The 24,114-nt window shown below is 61.5% G+C and carries 17 protein-coding genes and 2 rRNA genes (1 of these 19 only partly in view); 11 read left to right on the top strand and 8 right to left on the bottom strand.

Going from position 1 to position 24,114, the window contains the following annotated elements; all coding sequences use genetic code 11:
- From CXQ82_RS09835 to mrdA, 3 genes are all read left to right on the top strand, one after another.
- Positions 1-1,772: ribosomal RNA gene (locus CXQ82_RS09835) — 23S ribosomal RNA — on the top strand (it extends 1,120 nt beyond the left edge of the window).
- Between the two features lie 171 nt (positions 1,773-1,943).
- Positions 1,944-2,059, top strand: a 5S ribosomal RNA gene (gene rrf / locus CXQ82_RS09840).
- Between the two features lie 360 nt (positions 2,060-2,419).
- On the top strand, positions 2,420-4,312 hold the full coding sequence (gene mrdA / locus CXQ82_RS09845) for a penicillin-binding protein 2 (protein ID WP_101268318.1): 1,893 nt from the start codon (positions 2,420-2,422) through the stop codon (positions 4,310-4,312).
- A gap of 1 nt (position 4,313) precedes the next feature.
- Here the strand turns inward: mrdA and CXQ82_RS09850 are convergent, their stop codons facing one another.
- Positions 4,314-4,715: a GFA family protein gene (locus tag CXQ82_RS09850; RefSeq protein WP_101268321.1), complete on the bottom strand. Its 402-nt coding sequence runs from the start codon at positions 4,713-4,715 to the stop codon at positions 4,314-4,316.
- Positions 4,716-4,850: 135 nt separating this feature from the next.
- Between CXQ82_RS09850 and CXQ82_RS09855 the strand changes: the two genes are divergently transcribed.
- From CXQ82_RS09855 to CXQ82_RS09870, 4 genes are all read left to right on the top strand, one after another.
- Positions 4,851-5,381: a sigma-70 family RNA polymerase sigma factor gene (locus tag CXQ82_RS09855; protein ID WP_101268323.1), complete on the top strand. Its 531-nt coding sequence runs from the start codon at positions 4,851-4,853 to the stop codon at positions 5,379-5,381.
- A 2-nt stretch (positions 5,382-5,383) separates the two neighbouring features.
- Positions 5,384-6,334 (top strand): FecR domain-containing protein, encoded by a 951-nt coding sequence (locus CXQ82_RS09860; protein WP_101268325.1) that lies wholly within the window; start codon positions 5,384-5,386, stop codon positions 6,332-6,334.
- 99 nt (positions 6,335-6,433) lie between these two features.
- A complete protein-coding gene (locus CXQ82_RS09865; RefSeq protein WP_101268327.1) occupies positions 6,434-8,932 on the top strand; it encodes a TonB-dependent receptor in 2,499 nt (832 codons plus the stop codon).
- Positions 8,933-9,011: 79 nt separating this feature from the next.
- On the top strand, positions 9,012-9,479 hold the full coding sequence (locus CXQ82_RS09870; protein WP_101268329.1) for an SRPBCC family protein: 468 nt from the start codon (positions 9,012-9,014) through the stop codon (positions 9,477-9,479).
- Between the two features lie 40 nt (positions 9,480-9,519).
- Here the strand turns inward: CXQ82_RS09870 and CXQ82_RS09875 are convergent, their stop codons facing one another.
- Entirely contained in the window at positions 9,520-10,107 is a 588-nt protein-coding gene (locus CXQ82_RS09875; RefSeq protein WP_101268332.1) for a hypothetical protein, read from the bottom strand.
- Between the two features lie 116 nt (positions 10,108-10,223).
- Positions 10,224-12,452, bottom strand: coding sequence for a TonB-dependent siderophore receptor (locus CXQ82_RS09880; protein WP_101268334.1), 2,229 nt, complete (start codon positions 12,450-12,452; stop codon positions 10,224-10,226).
- A 217-nt stretch (positions 12,453-12,669) separates the two neighbouring features.
- Between CXQ82_RS09880 and CXQ82_RS09885 the strand changes: the two genes are divergently transcribed.
- From CXQ82_RS09885 to CXQ82_RS09900, 4 genes are all read left to right on the top strand, one after another.
- Positions 12,670-15,027: a DNA polymerase II gene (locus CXQ82_RS09885; protein ID WP_101268337.1), complete on the top strand. Its 2,358-nt coding sequence runs from the start codon at positions 12,670-12,672 to the stop codon at positions 15,025-15,027.
- A 70-nt stretch (positions 15,028-15,097) separates the two neighbouring features.
- On the top strand, positions 15,098-15,676 hold the full coding sequence (locus CXQ82_RS09890) for a GNAT family N-acetyltransferase (RefSeq protein WP_101268339.1): 579 nt from the start codon (positions 15,098-15,100) through the stop codon (positions 15,674-15,676).
- 12 nt (positions 15,677-15,688) lie between these two features.
- The gene (locus tag CXQ82_RS09895) at positions 15,689-16,321 is read left to right on the top strand and encodes a glutathione S-transferase N-terminal domain-containing protein (protein ID WP_101268341.1); all 633 of its coding nucleotides are present in this window, start codon (positions 15,689-15,691) and stop codon (positions 16,319-16,321) included.
- Between the two features lie 165 nt (positions 16,322-16,486).
- Complete coding sequence (locus CXQ82_RS09900) at positions 16,487-17,065, top strand: DUF4174 domain-containing protein (RefSeq protein ID WP_101268343.1); 579 nt, start codon at positions 16,487-16,489, stop codon at positions 17,063-17,065.
- 814 nt (positions 17,066-17,879) lie between these two features.
- Here the strand turns inward: CXQ82_RS09900 and CXQ82_RS09910 are convergent.
- The 5 genes from CXQ82_RS09910 to CXQ82_RS09930 are packed head-to-tail and all read right to left on the bottom strand — an operon-like array spanning position 17,880 to position 24,111.
- Complete coding sequence (locus tag CXQ82_RS09910; protein WP_101268346.1) at positions 17,880-18,938, bottom strand: acyltransferase family protein; 1,059 nt, start codon at positions 18,936-18,938, stop codon at positions 17,880-17,882.
- 22 nt (positions 18,939-18,960) lie between these two features.
- Complete coding sequence (locus tag CXQ82_RS09915; protein WP_101268348.1) at positions 18,961-20,370, bottom strand: lipid II flippase MurJ; 1,410 nt, start codon at positions 20,368-20,370, stop codon at positions 18,961-18,963.
- A complete protein-coding gene (locus CXQ82_RS09920; protein WP_101268350.1) occupies positions 20,370-21,803 on the bottom strand; it encodes an O-antigen ligase in 1,434 nt (477 codons plus the stop codon). Before CXQ82_RS09920 ends, CXQ82_RS09915 begins: the two co-directional genes overlap by 1 nt.
- Complete coding sequence (locus CXQ82_RS09925) at positions 21,800-22,903, bottom strand: glycosyltransferase family 1 protein (protein ID WP_101268352.1); 1,104 nt, start codon at positions 22,901-22,903, stop codon at positions 21,800-21,802. Before CXQ82_RS09925 ends, CXQ82_RS09920 begins: the two co-directional genes overlap by 4 nt.
- Positions 22,894-24,111 (bottom strand): glycosyltransferase family 4 protein, encoded by a 1,218-nt coding sequence (locus CXQ82_RS09930; RefSeq protein WP_101268355.1) that lies wholly within the window; start codon positions 24,109-24,111, stop codon positions 22,894-22,896. Before CXQ82_RS09930 ends, CXQ82_RS09925 begins: the two co-directional genes overlap by 10 nt.
- Positions 24,112-24,114 lie beyond the last annotated feature (3 nt).

Consider the following 24,114-nt stretch of genomic DNA (forward strand, 5'->3'; position numbering starts at 1 on the left):
TGTAACGGGGCTCAAACCATACACCGAAGCTACGGGTATCACGTAAGTGATGCGGTAGAGGAGCGTTCTGTAAGCCTGTGAAGGTGAGTTGAGAAGCTTGCTGGAGGTATCAGAAGTGCGAATGCTGACATGAGTAACGACAATGGGTGTGAAAAACACCCACGCCGAAAGACCAAGGTTTCCTGCGCAACGTTAATCGACGCAGGGTTAGTCGGTCCCTAAGGCGAGGCTGAAAAGCGTAGTCGATGGAAAACAGGTTAATATTCCTGTACTTCTGGTTATTGCGATGGAGGGACGGAGAAGGCTAGGCCAGCTTGGCGTTGGTTGTCCAAGTTTAAGGTGGTAGGCTGGAATCTTAGGTAAATCCGGGATTCTAAGGCCGAGAGCTGATGACGAGTTAACTTTTAGTTAACGAAGTGGTTGATGCCATGCTTCCAAGAAAAGCTTCTAAGCTTCAGGTAACCAGGAACCGTACCCCAAACCGACACAGGTGGTTGGGTAGAGAATACCAAGGCGCTTGAGAGAACTCGGGTGAAGGAACTAGGCAAAATGGCACCGTAACTTCGGGAGAAGGTGCGCCGGTGAGGGTGAAGGACTTGCTCCGTAAGCTCATGCCGGTCGAAGATACCAGGCCGCTGCGACTGTTTATTAAAAACACAGCACTCTGCAAACACGAAAGTGGACGTATAGGGTGTGACGCCTGCCCGGTGCCGGAAGGTTAATTGATGGGGTTAGCTAACGCGAAGCTCTTGATCGAAGCCCCGGTAAACGGCGGCCGTAACTATAACGGTCCTAAGGTAGCGAAATTCCTTGTCGGGTAAGTTCCGACCTGCACGAATGGCGTAACGATGGCGGCGCTGTCTCCACCCGAGACTCAGTGAAATTGAAATCGCTGTGAAGATGCAGTGTATCCGCGGCTAGACGGAAAGACCCCGTGAACCTTTACTATAGCTTTGCACTGGACTTTGAATTTGCTTGTGTAGGATAGGTGGGAGGCTTTGAAGCGTGGACGCCAGTCTGCGTGGAGCCAACCTTGAAATACCACCCTGGCAACTTTGAGGTTCTAACTCAGGTCCGTTATCCGGATCGAGGACAGTGTATGGTGGGTAGTTTGACTGGGGCGGTCTCCTCCTAAAGAGTAACGGAGGAGTACGAAGGTGCGCTCAGACCGGTCGGAAATCGGTCGTAGAGTATAAAGGCAAAAGCGCGCTTGACTGCGAGACAGACACGTCGAGCAGGTACGAAAGTAGGTCTTAGTGATCCGGTGGTTCTGTATGGAAGGGCCATCGCTCAACGGATAAAAGGTACTCCGGGGATAACAGGCTGATACCGCCCAAGAGTTCATATCGACGGCGGTGTTTGGCACCTCGATGTCGGCTCATCACATCCTGGGGCTGAAGCCGGTCCCAAGGGTATGGCTGTTCGCCATTTAAAGTGGTACGCGAGCTGGGTTTAGAACGTCGTGAGACAGTTCGGTCCCTATCTGCCGTGGACGTTTGAGATTTGAGAGGGGCTGCTCCTAGTACGAGAGGACCGGAGTGGACGAACCTCTGGTGTTCCGGTTGTCACGCCAGTGGCATTGCCGGGTAGCTATGTTCGGAATAGATAACCGCTGAAAGCATCTAAGCGGGAAACTAGCCTCAAGATGAGATCTCACTGGAACCTTGAGTTCCCTGAAGGGCCGTCGAAGACTACGACGTTGATAGGTTGGGTGTGTAAGCGCTGTGAGGCGTTGAGCTAACCAATACTAATTGCCCGTGAGGCTTGACCATATAACACCCAAGCAATTTGCTTCTCCTGATTTGGAAACAAAGAGGAGCATCAGATTGCGGTGTGTGAAGACGAAATGAACCGAAAGTTCGATCTCGCAAAAACACCGAAAGCTGTCACATACCCAATTTGCTGAAGCGAAGCCATCTGGCTACGACTCAGTACCCGAATTTCTTGACGACCATAGAGCATTGGAACCACCTGATCCCATCCCGAACTCAGTAGTGAAACGATGCATCGCCGATGGTAGTGTGGGGTTTCCCCATGTGAGAGTAGGTCATCGTCAAGATTAAATTCCAGAACCCCTGTTTGCTAACGCAAACAGGGGTTCTGTTTTTGGGTGGTCGTGTAGGAATCGAGCTTGCTCGCGATGGACGTTAACGATAACGCCTACTTCCTGATACGCCGCGAAAGTCCAATACAGCCCCTTCTCCCCTCAACCGTCCCTACGTTCTATATCCACAGCCTGCAGGCCTTTCTGAAGCCGAAAGCCGTTCTTTCCTGAAAAAAACACCACCATCAGCCTGCCGTTGGGGGAAATCGATGCAAAGTGTTTCTGCATTTTTGGTATGGTGCAGCACATTTTCACAAGGATTGATCTTTATCCGCAGGACGCGGCGTCGACCTTCTTCAACGAGATGCTGTAGAAATGCCTGAACCGATACCGATCAAGGATCACGAAAAAGAAAACCGCCTGGTCAACAAGCGCCTGCTCGCCTGCGCGCTGCTGGTGATTGGCATCACTTGTGCCCTGGTAGGGCGTATGTATTTCCTGCAGGTGGTGCAGTACGACTACCACTCCACGATTTCCGAAAACAACCGGGTCCACGTCCTGCCCATCACGCCGACGCGCGGGTTGATCTATGACCGCAACGGCGTGGTGCTGGCCGACAATCGCCCCAGCTACAACCTGACCATCACCCGCGAGCGCACCACCGACCTCAAGGGCGAGTTGGACGCCATCGTCAATCTGCTGCACCTGCCGGCCGAAGACCGCGCCGTGTTCGACAAGGCGTTGAAACAGGCGCGCCACCCCTTCGTCCCGGTGACGCTGTTTTACGAGCTGACTGAAGAGCAGATCGCGGTGCTGGCCGTGAATGAGTTCCGCTTGCCCGGGGTAGACGTAGAACCGCAGTTCGTCCGCCACTACCCGCTGGGCGCGCACTTCGCACATTCCATCGGCTATGTCGGACGGATCAACGAGAAAGAATCCAAGGCCCTCGACTCGGTGGAGTACCGCGGCACGCAGTCCATCGGTAAAACCGGGATCGAGCGTTTCTACGAGTCCGAGTTACACGGCCATGTCGGCTACGAAGAGGTCGAGACCAACGCCCAAGGCCGCGTGCTGCGTGTGCTCAAACACACTGACCCGATCCCTGGCAAAAACATCGTCCTGAGCCTCGACGTCCACCTTCAGGAAGCGGCGGAAGAAGCCCTGGGTGATCGCCGTGGTTCGGTGGTGGCCCTCGACCCGCAAACCGGCGAAGTGCTGGCCATGGTCAGCAAGCCGAGTTTTGACCCGAACCTGTTCGTCACGGGTATCAGCTTCAAGGAATACGCCGCGCTGCATGACTCCATCGACCGGCCGTTGTTCAACCGTGTCCTCAGGGGGCTCTACGCGCCGGGCTCGACCATCAAGCCGGAAGTGGCGATCGCTGGCCTCGACAGTGGTGTGGTCACCGCGCAAACCCGCGTGTTCGACCCCGGTTACTACCAACTCCCCGATTTTGACCACAAATACCGTAACTGGAACCACAGCGGTGATGGCTGGGTGGACATGGACGCGGCGATCATGCGCTCCAACGACACCTACTTTTACGACCTAGCGCACAAGCTCGGCATCGACCGCCTGCATGACTACCTGGCGGAGTTCGGCCTGGGCCAGAAAGTCTCCGTGGACATGTTCGAGGAGTCGGCCGGCCTGATGCCCTCCCAGGCCTGGAAGCGCGCAACGCGCCGCCAGCCCTGGTTCCCGGGTGAAACTGTGATCCTCGGCATTGGCCAGGGCTACATGCAAGTCACCCCGTTGCAATTGGCCCAGGCGACGGCGTTGATCGCCAACAAGGGCGTGTGGAACCGTCCGCACCTGGCCAAGACTATCAATGGCGTAGCGCCGGTAGACGAGAACCCGATGCCCAACGTAGTCCTCAAGGACCAGCGTGACTGGGAGCAGGTCAACCACGGTATGCAACTGGTGATGCACGACCCGCGCGGTATCGCCCGGGCTGCGGCGCAAGGCGCGCAATACCGCATTGCCGGCAAGAGCGGGACCGCGCAAGTGGTGGCGATCAAGCAGGGCGAGCGCTATGACCGTAACAAGACCCTTGAGCGCCATCGCGACAACGCCTTGTTTGTCGGCTTCGCCCCGGCGGAACATCCGAAAATCGTGATTTCGGTGATGATCGAAAACGGTGAGGCTGGCGGTCGCGTGGCGGGCCCGGTGGTGCGGCAGATCATGGACGCCTGGTTGCTCGATCAAGAAGGCCACCTGAAGCCGCAATATGCGACGCCGGCCAAGGCGCCGGGTGACCCACGCGTCTGAGTCACGCCTTCCACTCGTCCCACTGCTCCAGGCCTGCATAGGCAAGCCAGGGCACATCGTGGGACGTCCAGATGTGCGAGGTGGGCAACACGCCCGGGTCATCATCCAGCGTCGCCACCCGCACGATCACATGGGGCTGGTGCGCCCGTTCGGCTATCAGATGGGAGCCACAGCGCGAGCAGAAATGCCTGAGTTTGCCTGGCGACGATTCGAAGGACGACAGCAGCGCCTCGCCCTCGGTCCAGCGGAAATGCTCGCGCATCACCCCGGCGGTGGCCACAAACGCGGCGGCATGCACCTTGCGGCAGCTGTTGCAGTGGCAGTGGCTGATGGGCATGTCGAAGCGGTCGACCTGGTACTGCACGGCCTTGCAAAAACAACTTCCATGGAGCGTTGGGCTCATTACGTGCAACCTCTGAGGGGAGGGCGACAATCTACCTTCCACAGTCAGGCTTCGCATCACGATCATACAAGTGATTGCCCTTATTCCTGCATTGGTCTAAATTGCGAAGCGTTCTCATTAGCGCGCAATATCATTATGCCTTTGTCTGCTATGCCTCGTCCTCTCCACGAACCTGTTGGCCAGCTCTACGGTGCCCATCACCGCTGGTTGGTGAGCTGGCTGCGTGCGCGCCTGGGTTGCTCCCAGCAGGCTGCAGACCTGGCTCAAGACACCTTTATCCGTTTGCTGCTGGCTGAACGCAATCAGCCTCTGGCGGCTGACTTGAAGGAACCCCGGCACTTTCTGGTGACCATTGCCAAGCGCGTGATGATCGACAGCTTCCGTCGTAAAGCCCTTGATAACGCTTATCTTCAGGCCTTGGCCGAACAACCACAGGGCTATGCCATCTCGCCGGAAGAGCGGTTGTTGATCATCGAAACCTTGCAGCGTCTTGACGCCATGCTGGATGGCCTGGGGCGCAAAGCCAAACGCGCCTTCTTGCTGTCCCAGTTGCAGGGGATGCCTTACAAGGACATTGCCGAACAGCTACAAGTGTCAGTGAGTTCGGTGACCAAATACATCGCCAAGGCCACCGAGCATTGCCTCATTTTTGCCCTGGAACATTGACGATGGCCACTGATCGGCAACGCCAGGCCCTTCGCGCGGCGGCGCAATGGGTCGCGCGTTTGGCCGCCGAGCCCGGTGACCCTGAGTTGCATGCGGCGTGGTCAACCTGGCGTGACGACAGCGCGCTGAACCAATGGGCCTGGCAGCGCGTGGAAATTCTCCAGGGCCAACTCCAGTGCCTGCCCGGTGCGCTGGCTGTGAATGTGATGGGCGTCGCCGCCGATGATGCTCTGCGGCTGGGTCGCCGTGCCTTGCTCAAGGGCGTGATGATTGGGGCCGGTGTGAGCGCCATCGGGTGGTCCGGTTATCGACAGGCGCCGCAATGGATGGCGGACCAACGCACCACCACAGGCGAGCGTCACAGCCTGCGCCTGGACGATGGCACCCAACTGTCCCTCAACACTGCCAGTGCCGTGGACATCCGCTACACCGCCGAGCAACGCCTGTTGATCCTGCATGCCGGCGAAATCCTGGTCGACACCGCCTCCGACCCCCGGCCGTTTCGGGTGCGCAGCGCCCAGGGTGAAATGCGCGCGCTGGGCACGCGCTTTGACGTGCGCCAGTTCGACAGCTTCACGAGCATGAGCGTGTTGCAACACGCGGTGGCGGTGCGCCTGGGCGTCGAGCCTGCAGAAACCGTGGTCACCGCCGGCCACAGCGTCACCTTTGATAGCCAGCGCATGCTGACCCTCAACACCAACGAGGCAGGTGCCGGCGCCTGGGCGCAAGGACGCCTGATCGTCGATAACTGGCGGTTGGACCGCCTCGTGGCCGAGTTGGGGCGTTACCGTCCGGGTTATCTGGGATGCGCCACCGACATCGCTCATCTCACGGTATCGGGCGCTTATTCGCTGGATGACATCGACCTTGCCCTCAATGCGCTGACTCATGCGCTGCCGGTGCGCGTCATTTCAAGTACGCGCTACTGGACCACACTGGCCGCGCTCGCCTGATATTGAAAATAATTATCAAACGCCGTTGTCGATTTGCCCCACCTCGTTCGACTCCTCCTGCAAACCCCCTTTATTCGTTTCGAGTCATCAGGAGTCAACATGCGCGCAGGGTCTATTTCAGTCGCCAATCAACCCCTTTGGTCATTTCGCAAAAAGCCCTTGCAGGTCGCGTTGTTTGGCGTGTCGCTGATGGTGCAGTACGCGCTGCTGGCGCCGTTGTTTGCGGCGGGGTCAAGCGTTATGGCGGCGAGCCAGCCGCCGACTTTTGCGATCGCTGCCGGCCCGTTAGGTGCGGTGTTGAGCCGATTCGCCAGCGATGCAGGCGTGGTGTTGTCCTTCGATTCCGGCCTGACAGCGGGCAAGCAAAGCGCCGGCCTGCAGGGTGCCTACAGCGTTGAGCAAGGGTTTGCCCAACTGTTGGTGGGCAGCAATCTGGCCCTGGCCGCGAATAACGATGGCAGTTACAGCCTGGTGCCTCAGGCCGGTGGCGGGGCCTTGAGCCTTGGGGTCACCAGCATCAATGCCGAAGGGCTGGGCCTTACCACCGAAAACAGCGGTTCCTACACCACGGGTGCGACCAGTACCGCGACCAAGTTACCGTTGTCGCTGCGTGAAACACCGCAGTCGGTGAGTGTGGTCACCCGCCAGCTGATGGATGACCAGCACCTGTCTACGCTCAACGAGGTGCTGAGCTTCACGCCCGGCATCAGCAGCAACCATCGGGACAGTGAGCGTTATTCCTTCTACTCCCGTGGCTTTGAGATCCAGAACTTCCAGTACGATGGTATTCCGTCCCAGGTCGCCAACGAATCACAGCAGTACACCGGCGCAATTTCCGACATGGCGATTTACGACCGCGTCGAGGTGGTGCGCGGCGCCACCGGGTTGATGAGTGGTGCGGGCACGCCGTCCGCCACCATCAACCTGGTGCGCAAGCGCCCGACCAAAGACTTCCAGGCCTACATTTCGGCAGAAGCGGGTGCATGGGACCGCTACCGCTCCGAAGTCGATGTGTCTGGCCCGCTGACCGACACCGGCAATGTGCGCGGCCGCTTTGTCGCGGCGTACCAAAAGCAGAATTCCTTCATCGACTGGTACAAGCAAGACAAGCGCGTGATGTATGGCGCGCTGGACATCGACCTGAATGACAGCACCACCCTGCGCACCAGCCTGGATTACCAGAACAACAATGCCGATGGCACCAGCTACGGGCATATTCCGTTGTTCTACAACAATGGCCGTCAGACCGACTTTTCCCGCTCATTCAATCCGGCTTCGCGCTCCAGCTACATGGACAACACCAGCTACACCTTCACCACCCTGCTGGAGCATCGACTGGAGAATGACTGGAGCCTCAAGACGGCCTACAGCCATCAGTATTCCTACCGCAAGGGGCAGGGCGCTTCCGCCAGTGGCAGCTACCCGGACCCGCTCACCGGCCAGGGCGCCAAGGCGTTCATCTACCGCCTGGACAGTTACCAGACCCAGGACACGCTGGACGTTTACGCCAATGGCCCGTTCCAGCTGGCTGGCCGCGAGCATGAGTTGGTGGTCGGCGCCAGCTCCTCGCGCACGCATCTGAATTATCCGAACTACAGCAGCACCCTGGCCGACCAGGACAATGATTATGGCGACGTGGACAATATCTTCACGTGGGACGGCCGCCAGTATGGGCGCCGCGCCTACAAGGAGGTCGGCGGCACAGTGACCACCCTGCAACAGACCGGTGTGTATGGCGCGCTGCGTCTGAAACCGATCGACCCGCTGACGCTGATTCTCGGCACCCGTGTCAGTTGGTGGAAGCAACTCGATGAGGTGACCACTGAAGACCCCCACGCGAAAGCGACCGACGAAACCAAGAAAAGCGCAGTCGTGACGCCTTACGCGGGAATCATCTACGACCTCAACGACACCTACTCGGTCTACGCCAGCTATACCAATATCTTCTTGCCGCAGACGTTCTATAAAACCGCCTCCGGTGGCTCGCTCGCACCGCTTGAGGGGGATAACTACGAGATCGGCCTCAAGGGCGAGTTCTTCGAGGGGGCGTTGAACGCGAGCATCGCCGTGTTCGATATCGAGCAGAAAAACACCCCGACCAGTTCGGGCAGCGATGCCAGTGGCAAAACGGTGTACAAGGCCATCGCTGGCACCACCACGCGCGGTGTCGAAACCGAGATTTCCGGTGAACTCGCTGCCGGCTGGAATGTATTCGGTGGTTATACCTACCGCGAGTCTCACGACAAGGACGGCGAGCGTGTACAGGTCAACCAGCCGATCAACCTGTTCAAGCTCGGCACCACGTACCGGCTGCCAGGTGCCCTGGAGCGCTTGACGGTCGGTGGTAATGTCGCCTGGCAAAGCGAGATGTACGCCACCACGCAGATCAACTACACCGGGCCGAACTATAAGGCGGTGCAGGACCCGTTCGCCGTCGTGGGGCTGCTGGCAAATTACCAGGTGGACGAGCATCTGTCGGTGGGCCTGAACGTCAACAACCTGTTCGACAAGAAATACTACGACGGCATGGGCACGTTCAACTCGGGCTCCTACGGCGAGCCGCGCAATGCAATGGTCAACGCCAAGTGGAAGTTCTGAAGTAAGTAGCAACACCAATGCGCGACCGAAAGGTTGCGCATTGTTCGATGTCGCCTACTGTCAATGGAGGAGGTGACTTATGCACGTATTAGATCGCATAGAACGAAAAGTCTTGCTCAACGCTTCACGTAAACAGGTCTGGGAAGCGCTCACCAACGCCGAGCAATTCGGCAACTGGTTTGGGATTGCCCTCAAGGGCAACACCTTTGAAGCAGGGCAAACCATCGAGGCGCCCATCACGTATCCGGGTTACGAGCATGTGGTCTGGAAAGCCAGGATCGAACGTATCCTGCCGCAAACACTGTTCTCTTTCTGGTGGCATCCCTTCGCGGTCGAGCAGGGCGTCGATTACGACCAGGAAACGCCCACATTGGTGGAGTTCACCATCGAGGACCGCGCGCCGGGCATTCTGCTGCGGGTGGTCGAGTCCGGCTTTGACGGGGTACCCGAGGCCCGCCGCCAGAAGGCGTTCAAAATGAACTCGCGTGGTTGGGACGAGCAAATGGGCAACATCGAAAACTACCTCAGCCAGGCCCGCCAGGCCTGACGCCAACGGGCATCATTATTGATGCCCGTTGTCGTTGCCGTCAGCCCTCGTGGGCGGTAGTGATTTCCAGGGTATCGGTAAAGGTCACCAACACGCTCTGGCCGACCTTGAGGGTTTTGAGGCCCGCCTGGATTTCCGGTTTCTCCACGTTCAACACTTTGGTCGCGCCGGCTGGGTTCTCCAGGGTGACCTGGTTTTTCTTCAAGTCGATATGGGTGATCTTCAGCTGCACCTGCACCTGGCGGAAAGCTGCGCCGCCGGGGTTGGGGTTATCGGCGGTGGCGCGGATCACGCCGGTTTTTTCGCTGGCGTCCGGCGCACCTTTGTCCACGTCGGTGTCCAGTACGGCGGCGACCGAATGCGTGGTCAGTACCTTGACCTGGTCGCCGACCTTGAGGTGGCCCAGGTCCTTGGCGGCATCGGTGAGTTGCACATGCACCTGGCCACCGTCGGCGCCCTGGAGCACCACCCGATGCTTGGCGGCATCCACGGCCAGCACTTTGGTGGTCACTTCATCGGCTTCGAGGGTTTTGGACAGCGGAATATCGGCGGCCAAGGCACTGAGGTTGCCGGCGGCCAGCAACGTGACCAGGGCGATCGCTTGGCGAAGGGGGCGAGCTACTTTCATTTAAGGGACTTCCATGTGAGAGGAGCCCTGAGTCTAGTGGAGGCGTGTAGATACACAAATGCGCGGTGGTGGTAGGGCACAACGGGTGGCCGTTACCGCGGCCACCCGTTGGGGGGTTAGAAATCCACCGTCGCTGACAGCTTCGCCACACGCGGGTCGCCCTGGGTCAGGTAGCCACCGAGTGCCGATTCCCAGTACTTGGTGTTGGCGACGTTCTCCACCGTCGCGCCCACGGTGACGTCACGCTGGTCCACCTTGAAGGTGTAGCGTGCGCCCACGTCGAAGCGGTTCCAGGTCGGCAGGCTCTGGTTGTTGGCCGCGTCGGCGTACTGGCCACCGGTACGCAACATGCGCCCATTCACGCTCACGCCTTGCAGGCCCGGTACATCCCAATCCACCCCGGCATTGAGCTGGAACGACGGCACGCCGACCGCGCGGTTGCCATCGTTGGCGCCGCCGCTGGTACCACTGACTTCGGTGTTAATCACTGTAGCGCCGCCGAGCAGACGCAGGCCTGGCAGCGGTTCACCGAAGACGTTGAGTTCCACGCCTTTGTTGACCTGATCACCCTCGTACACAAAGGTCGCGGTGCCGTCGCCATTCAGCAAAGAATAACCCTGGGTCGGTTGTTCAATCCGATACACACCCAGCGTTGCGCCGTAGCTGCCCATATCGACCTTGACGCCGGCCTCGGTCTGTTTCGAGCGCGCAGGTGCGTAGGTCTGGTTGGGGTTGGTGACGGTGGCGCCATTAAAGGCGGTCGGCGCGGTAGGGCCCGACGCCAGGCCTTCGATATGGTTGGCGTAGAACGACACGTGGTCCCACGGCTTGAACACCAGGCCATACACCGGTGTGGTGACGCCCTTGGCGTAGTTGGCCGTGCGCTCACCGGTGTCGTAGGCGTAACCCTGTACAACCAACTCCTGGCGGCGCAGGCCGGCAGTGAACAGCAGGCGGTCGTCCATAAAGCCGAAGGTGTCCGACACTGCCGCGCTGCGGGCGAAGGTCTTGGCGGTGATGCCCGGGTCGCCCATGTCGCCGCCGGTGACGCTGCCCTTGACCGGTTCTGCCACATCGACCGGGTTATAAAGGTTGCTCGCGTGCCCGGTGAAGTCAAAGTCATAGGCATTGCGTGCCTGGGTCCAGATTCCGGTCAGGCCGAGGTTGAGCTTATGGCTGACGGCGCCCGTCTGGAACTTGCCATTCAGGCCGGCCATCAGGCTGGTGTTGTCTTCTTGGTGGGCAATACGTGAGCCGGTGACCGTGGCGTTGCCCAGGTTGTCGTTCACGGTGAACGACGAATACCGGCCGATTTCATGGGTGCGCTTGGCGCCACCCGCGATATACGCCGTCCAGTTATCGTTGAGGTCATATTCGCCGCGCAGCATGCCGAAGGTGTCTTCGAGGCTGGTGGTGCCCCAGTTCGGCGCATAGTTGGTGTCTGCCGAGGGCGCTTTCGGGACGCGCACGCCGGTATCGAGAAACACCGAGTTGCGCCCGCCATTGACCTGTTGTTTCTGGTACACGAAGTCGCCGGACAGCCGCAGCGCATCGCCGCGATAATCCAGGCCGAGCGAAAACAGTTTGGAGCGCTGGCTCTCGTCATCCACGCCGGTGTCGCCTTCGCGTTGGGAAATATTCACCCGTGCGCCAAAACGATTGTCTTCGCCAAAGCGCTGGCCGATATCCAGGTGTTCGCCGACACGGCCATCGTTGCTGATGTCGGTGCTGAAGCGGCGCAACGGCACATCATCGGCACGCTTGGCTTGCAGGTTTACGCCGCCGCCGATGCCGGAGCCACCTGGGGTCACGCCGTTGATAAAGGCGTTGGGGCCCTTGAACACTTCAACCCGTTCCAGGGCGTCGGTGGACATCAGCTGGCGCGGCAGGATGCCATACAAACCGTTGAGCGAAATATCGTCGCCATTCAGCGGCAGGCCGCGAATCACGAAGGCTTGTGCCTGGTTCGAATAGCCCGAGGCCTGGCGCACGGAGGAGTCGTTGAGCAACACATCGCCGATGGTTTCGGCCTGCTGGTCGCGGATCAGTTTTTCGGTATAGGACGACATGCTGAACGGCACGTCCATGATGTCCTGGTTGCCCAGCACACCCAGTTGGCCACCGCGTGCCACCTGGCCGCCGGCGTACACCGGGGGCAGGGCGCTCGGCGCGGGGGCTTCGGCGTTGATGTTGGTGGCGCCCAGTTCCAGCGTGTTGCCATCCTGACTGTTGTTCGCATCCTGCGGGGTGGCTGGGGTTGCGGCGTGAGCGGCAAGGCTCAGGGAGCAGCAAAGGGCGAGCAGGGTCGGGCGAAACGGCACAGCGAACGGGGTACGGGTGGGCATGGTCGATCCTGACGGCGAACCGTCAATGTGAGGAAAAGGGCAACAACGTTGCGCGTCCTCGCTGCGCGGATACGACTCCGGTGCGAATGATAGTGATTGTTATTTATATCTTGCAACAAATTTATGCGATTACCGACTGCATGCGCGTTTACCTGCCGCGTTCGGCCGGATGCCGCGTAGAATCAACGCCTGAAAGCGATTCCTGAGGTGCGGTACGGTGGATTTACAGCAGGGTTTTGTCCTGACCCGGCATTGGCGCGACACCCCAGCGGGTACGGAGGTCAGCTTCTGGCTGGCCACCGACCAGGGGCCACGGTTTATCCGCCTACCCGTGCAGACGTCGGTGATGTTCATCCCCGAGGCCCATCGCAAACCGCTCGATTGGCTACTCAAGGGCGAGCGCGATATCGAGTTGCGCCCGCTGCAATTGTGCGACTTCCATCATCGCCCGGTGTTGGGCCTGTACACCCGCCAGCACCGCCAATTGATGGACGTGGAAAAACGCCTGCGCGCTGCCGGTGTGGATGTCTACGAAGCCGACGTGCGCCCGCCCGAGCGCTACATGATGGAGCGCTTCATCACCGCGCCGGTGTGGTTCGGTGGCACGCCCGACGCCAGCGGCGTGCTGTGCGACGCACAGATGAAACCCGCACCCGAATATCGCCCGCCGTTGAAACTGGTGTCGCTGGACATCGAGACCACCGCCCAGGGCGATCTCTATTCCATCGCTCTCGAAGGTTGCGGCGAGCGCCAGGTGTACATGCTCGGCCCGCCCAACAAGACTACGGCGGTGGACTTCAAGCTCGACTACTGCGACACCCGCGCCCAGTTGCTCGAGCGCCTCAACCAGTGGCTGGCCACCCATGACCCCGACGCAATCATCGGTTGGAATGTGGTGCAGTTCGACCTGCGCGTGCTCCACGAACATGCCCAGCGCCTCGGCGTGCCGCTGATGCTCGGGCGTGGCGACGAGCCCATGGCCTGGCGCGAGCATGGCAGCCGCAACCATTACTTCGCGGCAGCGGCGGGGCGGCTGATCATCGACGGCATCGAAGCGCTGCGCTCGGCCACCTGGAGCTTTGAATCCTTCAGCCTGGAAAACGTCGCGCAAACCCTGCTGGGCGAAGGCAAGGACATCTCCACGCCGTACCAGCGCATGGACGAAATCAACCGCATGTTCGCCGAGGACAAGCCCGCCCTGGCGCGCTACAACCTCAAGGACTGCGAGCTGGTCACGCGGATTTTCGCCAAGACCGAACTGCTCAAGTTCTTGCTTGAGCGCGCCAGCGTCACCGGTCTGCCGGCCGACCGTAACGGTGGCTCGGTGGCGGCCTTCACCCACCTGTATATGCCGCTGATGCATCGCCAGGGCTTCGTCGCGCCGAACCTGGGCGACAAACCACCCGAGGCCAGCCCCGGCGGGTTTGTCATGGACTCGCGCCCCGGCCTTTACGAATCGGTGCTGGTGCTCGATTACAAAAGCCTCTACCCGTCGATCATCCGCAGTTTTCTGATCGACCCGGTGGGCCTGATCGAAGGCCTCAAGCACCCTGGTGACAGCGAGTCGGTGGAAGGTTTTCGCGGCGCGCGTTTCTCACGCACCCGGCACTGCCTGCCGGCCATCGTCGCGCGGGTGTCCGAAGGCCGCGAAGAGGCCAAGCGCGAGCACAACGCGCCGTTGTCCCAGGCGCTGAAAATCATCATGAACGCCTTTTACGGCGTACTCGGCTCCAGCGGTTGCCGGTTCTTCGACACACGGCTGGCGTCGTCGATCACTATGCGCGGCCACCAGATCATGCGCCAGACCCGCGCGCTGGTTGAAGCACAGGGTTATGAAGTGATCTACGGCGACACCGACTCCACCTTTGTCTGGCTTGGTGCTGCGCATTCCCAGGCAGAGGCCGGGCGCATTGGCCAGGCGTTGGTGCAGCACGTCAACGCCTGGTGGCGTGAGCACCTGCACACGGAGTTCGGCCTGCAAAGCGCCCTGGAATTGCAATACGAAACCCACTTCACACGGTTCCTGATGCCGACCATCCGCGGCGCGGAGGAGGGCAGCAAAAAGCGCTATGCCGGCCTGGTGGTGCGCGGCGATGGCAGCGAAGAAATGGTCTACAAAGGCCTGGAAACCGTGCGCAGCGACTGGTCGCCCCTGGCCCGGCAATTCCAGCAGGCGTTGTACCAGCGCATCTTCCATCGCCAGCCCCATCAGGACTACATCCGCGACTACGTGCGCCGCACCCTGAGCGGCGAGTTCGACGAACTGCTCATCTACCGCAAGCGCCTGCGCCGCCGGCTCGACGACTACGAACGCAACGTCCCGCCGCATGTGCGCGCGGCGCGCCTGGCCGACGATTACAACGACCGCCTGGGACGCCCGCGCCAGTACCAGCGCGGTGGCTGGATCAGCTACGTGATCAGCGTCAACGGCCCCGAACCGCTGGAAGTGCGCCAGGCGCCTATCGACTACGACCATTACGTCACCCGGCAATTGCAGCCGGTGGCGGATGCGATCCTGCCGTTTGTAAATGACGATTTTGCCACCCTGGTCGGTGGGCAGATGGGCCTGTTCTAAAACGCTTGCCTCACCCCGTCGGGAGCCTGCACTCTTGGGGCTTGAAGACCACCCGACGGCGCAGCCTTCCATGACCCAAATCACACTTACCGGCACCACAGTCGAACTCCAGCCCCTGCAACGGGCACACGCGAGCGCCTTGCTTGACGCCGCCGCCGATGGCGAACTGTGGAACCTCAAGGTCACCAACGTGCCGGGCCCGGACACGCTTGATAAGTACATCGACACGGCCCTGGCCGGGCGCGACGCGGGCCACGTGATCCCCTTTACCATCCTGCGCAAAAGCACCGGCCAGGTGGTGGGCAGCACGCGGTTCTGGAAGGTCGACCGGGTTAATCGCAAGCTGGAAATCGGCCATACCTGGCTGGCGCAATCCACGCAAAAAACCGCGATCAATACCGAAGCCAAGCTGTTGCTGCTGACCTACGCTTTCGAAGTGCTGGACTGCGTGCGCGTGCAATTCACCACCGACGAACTGAATGAAAAATCCCGCGCCGCGATCCTGCGCCTGGGCGCGGTGCAGGAAGGCATCGTGCGCCACGAGCGCATCATGCCCGACGGGCGCAAGCGCAACTCGGTGCGCTTCAGCATCATCGATTCGGAATGGCCGCAGGTGAAAGCTGCCTTGCAGGCCAAGCTGCAACGTTAGGAGGAAAGGCCCATGTACACGCTCTATGGCATCGACGAATCCGGCTCGTGCATGATCGAAATCGCCCTGCAGCGTTGCGCGGTGCCGTGGCGGCGGGTGGATGCGGCCTCCTGGGCTGACGGTGAGGGCAGCGACGAACTGGCTCGTATCAACCCGCTCAAACAGGTGCCCACGCTGGTCACCCCCGACGGCAAGGTGCTGACGGAAAGCGCCGCGATCCTGATCCACCTGGGCCTGGAGTTTCCCCACGCCCACCTGCTGAGCGGCGATCGCGCTGCGATCCTGCGCGGCCTGGTGTACATCGCCGCCAACTGCTACTCGGCCATCGGCATCATCGACTACCCGCAACGCTGGCTGGGCGATGTGAATGAAGCCGCGCAGACGCAGCTGATCACCGGCACGCGGCGTTACTTGCATCAGGCCTGGGTGGTGTTCGCCGATCAGTTTGCCGAGCAACTCTTTGCCCCCGAGGGCGAGCCGAATGCGCTGGGCATCATGGCGGCGGCCGTGTCGCGTTGGGATGAGGCCAGGGACGTGTTGAGCGGCTTGGCGCCGAGCTTTGCGCAGACCCTGGCGCAGGTGGATGCCGACCCCATCGTAGCCCCCGTTTTTGCTCGGCATTGGCCGGAGTGGAAGGTCTCGTAATGTTTCCGCAATCAGTGGAAACAATGACGTTTGCAGCCCTCCAACCCCTTGCGTAGCGGGCGTCCTGACCTACGCTTTGTTGAGGTAGTGTAGGAATCATCCTTGAATTTGACTGTCGCAGACATGAAACTCAAGAACCCTGCATGGAATTCAAAGGAGGTGCGCATGCTCATCCGGTCGCTGACCCTGGCTACCTTGATGGCTTTTACGGGGCCGCTGTTGGCTGCTGATGATATCAACCCGCTCAAGCAGGACTTGGGCAAGGCCCGGCCGCTGGTAGTGGTGGAATTGGACTCCGGCAACGCCACTCTGGCGGAGCTGAAGAAACAGTTGGATGAACCTGCCATCAAGCAGTCCTTTGAAGAACGCAGCATGGTGTTCTACACCGTGAAGTTCGGCAGCATCGGCGCCGAAGGTGAAAAATTCGCCAAGGACCCGAAGGACAACAAGAAGCTCACGCCGCCGGAAACCAACGCGCTGATCCGTGCGCTCAAGTTGGGTGCTGGCAGTGGCACTAAAGTGATCCTGGTGGGCAAGGATGGTGAGAAGAAAGTCGAGAAGACGGTGCCGCCGGATACCCTCGACCTTAAGGAGTTTTTCAGCGCGATCGACCAGATGCCGATGGCTGAAAAAGAAACCGCCGCCGCCGCCCCGGAACCAGAACCTGCGGCACCGGCGCCAGCGAAGGGCGCCAAGCCTGTGAAGCACGGCAGCAAGCCAGCCCCGCAACAACTGGATGATTGACGCGTGCGGTAAGCTCCGACACGGTACAAATGTGGGAGGGGGCTTGCCCCCGATAGCGGTTTGTCGGTGTACATATCCGTTATTTTGGTAACGGCGGCTTATGGTTCCGCTCTTACAGCGGGTCACTTTTGGAAGGACCCAAAAGTAACCAAAAGGTCCTCGCCCCACCACTCGGCACCTCGCTTAGGCTCGGTGTGCCCGTAATCCGACAGTGATTTGGGGGGCCGCCGCCACGCGCCATCCATGGCGCGGGGCGGCTAAACCGGCATCCCTGCCGGTTTACCCCCCAAATCCCTGTCGAATTCCGGCCAGCGTGGTTGACGGGGCGATTTCAGATCAAAATCAAAAGCCAAATCAGATCAAAAGCAGAGCACGGCGGCCTAGTAGCCGACCTGAGTGGTTAGATCAAAAGCGTTTTTGCTTTGCTTTGTTTTTGCTGTGGCCCTTACATCCTTTTCGCTGACGAAGTCAGCGGTCTTTTGATCTGCGCTGTTGATCGTGACCTTGATCTTAGGCGCCCCGTTAAACACGCTGGCCGAACGCAGGCTTGAATCCGTGGGTAACCCGGCAGGACGCCGGGTTAGCCGCGATGGGCCAAGGATGGCCCATGGCGGCGGCCCACGGATTCAAGCCGGAGTGAGGGCACACCGAGCCTAAGCGAGGTGCCGAGTGTTGGGGCAAGAGCCCTTTTGGTTACTTTTGGGGCTCTTTTCCAAAAGTGACCCGCTGTAAGAGCGGAACCAATAGCCGCCGTTACCGCAGCAACGGATATGTACCCCGACAAACCGCCATCGAGTACAACCCCCCTCCCACATTAATCCACATTAGTTGAGCGCCGGGCTTCAGGCGCCTTGCGCACCGGAAACGGAAAATAGAAAAACCGCAAAAACGCCACCCGCTTGATCACTTCACCAATCAACAACGGCACCCCCACCGCCACCACAAAACCAATGCACGCCGCGGCAAATGCGTGCAGGCCCAGGCGCTCCAGCAGGTCGAAGGTCTTGTGCTGGATCTCGCCGTGGAAGATCAACAGGATCAGCGTCGACTGCCCGATGTAGGTCATCGCCCGGGTCACCAGCGCCGATACCATCAGCACCTTTGCCAGGGCCCAGCACGCGTACACGCCGATCACCGCCAGCAGGCTGGTCCACAACCAATGGTCGTACCGGCGCTGGGCGAGGTCCATGGTGTCGCCCCGGTACAGGAACACCGCGGCGAACAGCACCACTGAAACCAACAAGGTCAGCCATGACCCGGCATGAGTACGCAGCCAGTCGCGCAGCAGGTAGCCGTAGATAAAACAGGTGCTGCTGATCAAGGTGATATCGAGGCTGAACGGCAGGCCGGGCAGCACCCAGGTTTGCCCACCCAGGGTGACCGGCAATTGCCAGAAGAGCGGTAGTATCCAGATGCCGAGCAGCAGCGGCGCCACCATCACCAGGCAGCTCACCGGCAGCGACAGGCGCCGGATCAGCCGCAGCACTACCCAACTGAACAGGATCGCCACCCAGAAGTGCGGCAGAAACCACATCGCCTGCCATGGGATGGTGTCAACCGAGGCATACAGCACCCCGCCGATATCCGGCAGCAGCGGTTGGCCACGCAGCACGGCACGCACGGTGACATACAGCAGCATGGTGAAAAAAAACGGCTTGAGCAGGCCGTCGGCCTTGCGCACGGCCATCTCCACGAACGGCTGCTCGGGCTTGAAAAACACCCCGGACAGGAAGAAAAACAGCGGCAATATGAACGACGCCAAAATCGGGTACATCAGGTCCGGGGAGGTGGCGACGAACCAGCTGTGTGCATACACGATCACCAGAATGCCGATGCCCTTGGCGATGTCCATTTGAATCCAACGGTGTTTCATCCACGTCTCCCCAACCGATCATTCATGCCTTGCGCCACGGCTTGAGCCACAGCCCCATCGCGAGCAACACCACGGCGCCGGCCAGGGTGCTCAGCCCCAGTTGCAGCCACACACCGTCAATGCCAAACAGCAGCAGCGCGGCCAAGCTCAGCACGCCCGCACTGATGAGCCAATGCCGGGGCCAGGGCAGGGCGTCGAGCAAGGCCTGGCGCTGCATCAGCAACAAGGCGGTGCAGAGCACTCCGGCCAGGGCGGCCAAGGGGATACCGGCCAGGCCGAAGACGAAGGGCAGGGCGCCGAGCAGCAGCACGTTGACCAGGCTGCCGAGCAACTCGCAGCGCAGTGGCTGGCGCGTGTCGCCGGCAGCGTAGGCGTAACGCGCCAGCAAGGCGTTCCAGGCGCCGAACACCAACGGCACGGCGAACCACGCGAGCAACAGCGGCAGCGGCGAATCCGCCGATTGCTTGGGCAACAGCAACGCCACCAGGCTGGGCGCCGCCGCCACCAGGCCGACGCCGGCGGGCAGGGTCAGCAGGCTGGCGGTCTCCAGGCCGCGCTTGAGCAGGGCCAGGCGCTCGTCGCCCTGACGGCGGCTCATCATGCCCAGCAGCACCTGGTTGAGGCTCATCAGCGCAATCAGCGGCAGGTTCATCAGCTTGCGCGCCAGGTTCACCCAGGTCACCGCACCTTCGCCCAACAGCGACGCCACCAGCCGTTCGATCAGCGCCAGGCCCTGGCTGGCGCCATTGCTCAGCAATAACGGGCCGATGCGCTGGCCCAGCTCGCGCAGCGGCGCAACGCTCAGTTGCCAGCGCCACGGCCGCCAGCCCTGGCGCCAGATCGACGGCAGCAGCGCCAATGGCATCAACAGGCTGCCGGCCAGGCAGGCCAGGGCCAGCGAGTGCGGTTGGGTCGCGGTGCCGGCCAGGGCCAGGTAGGTCACCGGTGGCAGGTTGAACAGCAACGAGCCCAGCCCGGCCAGCACAAAACGTTCGCTGGCCTGCAACGGAATACTGAACAGCGCGTGCAGCATCAGGCCCGGCACGCACCAGGCGACGATTTGCAAATTGCTGCCGGCGAGGGCCGTGGCACTGGCCGCCAACCCCGGCCCGAGCACTTGCACCAGCCACGGCGCCAGCAGGGTCAGCAGCAGGCTGGTGACCAGCGCAATCAGCATCAAGGCCGGGAACAGCACCGCCAGCCAGTCCAGGCGCTCGCCGTCCTTGCGACCCAGGTACAGCGGCAACGCGGCGGCGCTCAGCACGCCGCCAGCCAGCGACATGCGCAGCGCCTCGGGCAGAAACAGCGCGATCAGGAACGCATCACTGCGCTCCCCCGCGCCCCAGGCCGCCACCAGCAGCCATTCGCGGGCAAACCCCAGGCACAGGCCCAGCAGGGTCGCCACGGTCAGCCAAGCGGCGGAGCCCAGCATCAGGGCCGCGCGCCATCAAGCAGCGGCTCGCGCGACGCTACGGCCTTGACCTGCGGCAGGCGCGCCGGAAACAGGCGACGCGCCTCCAGCACATTGATGCCCACCATCAGCCAGAACAGCGCGACCATCACCACCGCAAAGCTGAAGTAGTGGTCAAACAAACCACTGACCAGCGCCGACAGAAGCCCGCCGGTGGTGCCCAGCCACAGGGCGTTGTCCTTGGTCAGCCGGATCGGGCCGGTTTCCGGGCGCGCTTCCCGCCACCAGCGCACGGTCACCGCGACGAAAAACAGCATGCCGACAATGCCGATCTTGTAGATGTAGTTCAGCCACAGGTTGGAGATCCCCAGGAAATGCGTGCCCGGTACCGGCGGGTCGACCTTGAAGCCGATGCCGAACGGGTAGGCCGCCACGGCTTGGGGGAACATGCGGTATTCGTCGAAGCGCACTTCGGTACTGGCGTTGCTCGAGGAGAAAATCGTCGCCAGGCGCTCCTGCAGCGGTGGGTAGGCGATCACCAGCGCCACGGTCAACGCCGCGCCGATCATCAGCAGGCGCCCGGTGTAAGGCACGCGGCGTGTGGCCATCCACATCAGCACCAACGCCAGACTGACCATCGCCCCGCGGCTACTGGCCAACAGCAACGCCGCCGCCCCGAGGCACGCCACGCCCAGGCCGAGCGCGCGTTTCCAGCCTTGCTCGGTCATGCCAAAACAGAAGGCCAGCGGCAGCAGCAGCGCCATGATCCCGCCGATGGCATTTGGGTGCGTCCACGGCGACCCCATGCGCGAGGACATGGCCTCCAGGCCGAATTTCAACGTGTCGAAGTTGGCGTAGTTGAACAGCGCCAGGATCGGCGCAATCCCGGCCCCGGAACGTGTGCGCACAAACACCCCGATCGACAGCACCAGCATCGCCAGGGTGCCCAGCAGCAGGGCGATCACCAGGTGTTCGCGATGCTTGTGGTCCACCAGCAACTTGGCGGCGATAAACACCCCCGACAGGTTCAGCAGCCAGCGTAGCCAGTTGGCCACGCCGCTGGTGTCGGCCTGGATGGTGACCTGGCCGACCATGAACGGGACCACGCTGAACAGCATCAGCCACAACAGCATCTGGTCGGTAGGGCGCCGTGTCAGGCTCGCCCCCTTGGGCAGGCGCGCGAGGAAGCTTTGCCACAGGATCGCGCCCCAGGTCAGCGCCAGGATCGCCTCGCTGACCGTACTGCGAATGCCCAGGTTGACCGTGGAAAACGGCATGAACGTTGCCACAAACGCAAACAACAACAGGCCCCAGAACGGGAAACGCAGGATGGTCACCGCCCCCGCCAGGCCGAGCACGGCGAGGAACGCCTTGGCCGGTGACAGCACCAGGGCCAGCGCGCCAAACAGCAGGCCAAAGAGGATCGCGACGAGGCTGGTCAGGTTCGCTCTCACGTGAGTTCCTCGATCAGTTCGGCCAGGCGCCGGCGGTAGGCGTGGTGGTTGAAACGCGCTGCCCATTGGCGTCGTTGCTCGGGTGTGTCTTCAGCCGGGCGTTCGCCCAGGCTGAGCATCAACTGCACCAGCGCCGGGCCATCGGTGGGCGAAAAACGCGGCGCCGATGGCGGGGTGATTTCATCCAGCGAGGTGCCGCTGGCCACCGCCACCGGCGTGCCGACGCTGAGCGCTTCAATCACCGGTAAACCAAAGCCTTCCGCGTAAGACGGCTGCCACAGGCGCGAGGCCTGGCGGTACAGCGCATGCAACTCGGCATCCGACACACCGCTCAATGCGCGAATCCCTGGCAATGTGCGCTGGGCTTCGGGCAGATGCTCCAGGCTGCCCACCAGCACCAACTCCGGCACGTGGGGGGATTGGCGCCGCGCCTGCTGCCACGCGTCGACCAGAAACGGCACGTTCTTGCGCAGCTCGCGGGTGCCCACCAGCAGCCAATAATGCTCGGGCAGTTGGCGCGCGGACAGGTCCGCTGCCAGTTCGGCAAAACCGTCGACCTGGTTGGGCAGCACGCGAACCTTGCCCGCCGCCTTGGGAAACAGCCGCACGGTCTCGTCGGCGCTGTACTGCGACGGCGTCCACACGCGGTCGGCGCTGTGCACCGCGTACGCAATCGACAGGCGATCACTGGTCTTGTAGACCAGCGCTTTGAGGCGGTTGGCGTGGTAGTTGTTCAAGGTGATCTGGAACAGGTCATGCAACAGCACCACGGTGCGCAAACCTTTAGGCTTGGGCGGCAACGGCAGGCCCATGTTGAAGGTGCTGATGTACACGTCGATATGCTGCTCACGCAGCGCGCGCGGCAAAAAGCCGGCCTCGAAGCGCAGGCGATTCTGTGGCTGGTGCATGGCGGTTTTCGCGCAGCCCCAATCCGGGCAATGGGCCTGCAATCGGGTTTCATCGCCCAGGGGCGCCACGGTAAACCGCTCAAGCTCGATGCCCGGCAAGGTGTGCAGGGCGCTTTCCAGCGCATACACCTGGCGGCTGATGCCCGATTGCGGCGAGGTGCCGACGGTGCGGTAATCCAGGCCTACACGCATGCGGGCTCCTTGTGATTGACTGGCGCCAAACTGGCATACACCTGCTCCAGTTGGCCGGCGGCGACGCTCCAGTCATGGGCGCGGCGCACATAGGCGCGGCCGGATTCGCCCATGGGCGCGGCGGCGTCGGGGAACTGCAGCAGGCGCACCACCGCGTCCGCCAACTGTGTGGCGGTCTGGCCGCCGAGGTAGTCCAGGCCTTCCACCAGGTCCAACCCTGACACACCTTGCTCGGTGCTTGCCAGCGGCAGGCCGGCGGCCAAGGCTTCGAGCACCTTGAGCTTGGAGCCGCCGCCATGGCGCAACGGCGCCAGAAACGCCGAACAGCTTGATTGCAGGTGCAGCAGGTCAGGCACAAAACCTTGCCATTCGATGCGCGGGTCCGGCCAGCGGTCGCGCCAGCTGTCGGGCATGCCGAAACCGCACACGCTCATGCGCGCATCCGGGCAGCGCTCCCAAACCTTGGGCAGGATGTCATCCAGGGCCCACTCGATGGCGTCCACATTGGGTGCGTATTCATAGTTGCCGAGGAACAGCACGCGGCGTGTCGACGGGTCGGGGCGGGCGGCGGCGAAGTGGTCGCAGTCCACGCCATTGACCACCACGGGCACCGGTTTTCCGGCGATTTTTGCCAGCACCTGTGCGTCGCTTTCTGTCACCGCCACCACCTTGGCGGCCTGGCGCATCACCCGGCGTTCCCAGCGCGCGTAGCGCCATTGATCGTAGCGAATAAACGGCAGCGACCAGCCCGGCAGGCGGTCGTAGGTGGCGGCGCCGAGGGCTGATTCGACGTTGTGCTCGGTCAGCACAAACGGTTGGGATTTACGTGCCAGCGCTTCTTCATAAGGTTGGAAACTGTAGCTGTGCTCGATCTGCACCACATCCCACTGCTCACCCAGCAACCAGTTGAAGGTGTCCTGCAATTCCCCCGACAGGCCATTCACACTGGCCAGCAGCGGGTAGGGCGCAAACAGCCCGGCCAGCAGGGTTGTGACGCTGCGCAGCGGGCGGCGCGGCAGGATGATCAGTTGCTCGACAATCGCCTCCAGCACGTGGCGGTCGGTGAGTGAGACGGGGTGCTTGTCATGCAGCAGCAAGGTGATTCGGTGCCCACGCGCCGCCAGGCTGCGCAACAGGTGGAACTGGCGCGTCTTGCCGCCGCTGGTGGCGGGCCAGGGCGAGTAGGGCAGGATCCATAAAATGCGCATGGC

The organism is Pseudomonas sp. S09G 359 (genome assembly GCF_002843605.1).
In the GTDB taxonomy this organism is placed as follows: domain Bacteria; phylum Pseudomonadota; class Gammaproteobacteria; order Pseudomonadales; family Pseudomonadaceae; genus Aquipseudomonas.